Annotated in this window: 1 rRNA gene; it reads left to right on the plus strand. The window is 50.9% G+C overall.

Annotation, left to right across the window (positions count from 1 at the left end):
- Positions 1 to 1,321, plus strand: a 23S ribosomal RNA gene (locus tag ACFO5K_RS09955); the annotation flags it as partial.

A 1,321-nucleotide genomic window follows, 5' to 3' on the forward strand; every position in this document is an offset into this window, starting at 1 on the left:
GGAGTTACAAAGGAATTCTTTAGATGAAGCTACCTGGAAAGGTAAGCCGTAGAAGGTAACAGCCCTGTAATCGAAAAAGAATTCTCTCCGGAGTGTATCCTGAGTACGGCGGAACACGTGAAATTCCGTCGGAATCCGGGAGGACCATCTCCCAAGGCTAAATACTACCTAGTGACCGATAGTGAACCAGTACCGTGAGGGAAAGGTGAAAAGCACCCCGGGAGGGGAGTGAAAGAGAACCTGAAACCGTGTGCCTACAAGTAGTCGGAGCCCGTTAATGGGTGACGGCGTACCTTTTGTAGAATGGACCGGCGAGTTACGATTGTATGCGAGGTTAAGTGGAAGACACGGAGCCGTAGCGAAAGCGAGTCTGAATAGGGCGAATTAGTATGCGGTCGTAGACCCGAAACCGTGTGATCTACCCATGTCCAGGGTGAAGGTCAGGTAACACTGACTGGAGGCCCGAACCCACGTATGTTGAAAAATGCGGGGATGAGGTGTGGGTAGGGGTGAAATGCCAATCGAACACGGAGATAGCTGGTTCTCTCCGAAATAGCTTTAGGGCTAGCCTCAAGGGATGAGTATTGGAGGTAGAGCACTGATTGGACTAGGGGCCCTCATCGGGTTACCGAATTCAGTCAAACTCCGAATGCCAACTACTTTACCTTGGGAGTCAGTCTATGGGTGATAAGGTTCATAGACGAAAGGGAAACAGCCCAGACCGCCAGCTAAGGTCCCAAAGTATACGTTAAGTGGAAAAGGATGTGGAGTTGCACAGACAACCAGGATGTTGGCTTAGAAGCAGCCACCATTTAAAGAGTGCGTAATAGCTCACTGGTCGAGTGACTCTGCGCCGAAAATATACCGGGGCTAAACGTATCACCGAAGCTGCGGATTGTTCTTACGAACAATGGTAGGAGAGCGTTCTAAGTGCTGTGAAGTCAGACCGTGAGGACTGGTGGAGCGCTTAGAAGTGAGAATGCCGGTATGAGTAGCGAAAAAAGAGTGAGAATCTCTTTCACCGAATGCCTAAGGTTTCCTGAGGAAGGCTCGTCCTCTCAGGGTTAGTCGGGACCTAAGCCGAGGCCGAAAGGCGTAGGCGATGGACAACAGGTTGATATTCCTGTACCACCTCATGATCGTTATGAGCGATGGGGGGACGCAGTAGGATAGGGAATGCGCACCACTGGATGTGTGCGCCCAAGCAGTGAGAGTGTCAGGTAGGCAAATCCGCCTGGCGTAAGCTCAAGCTGTGATGGGGAGCGAAATATAGTAGCGAAGTTCCTGATTTCACACTGCCAAGAAAAGCCTCTAGCCAGAT

It is taken from the genome of Nocardia halotolerans (genome assembly GCF_042650145.1).
Classification (GTDB): Bacteria; Actinomycetota; Actinomycetes; order Mycobacteriales; family Mycobacteriaceae; genus Nocardia; species Nocardia halotolerans.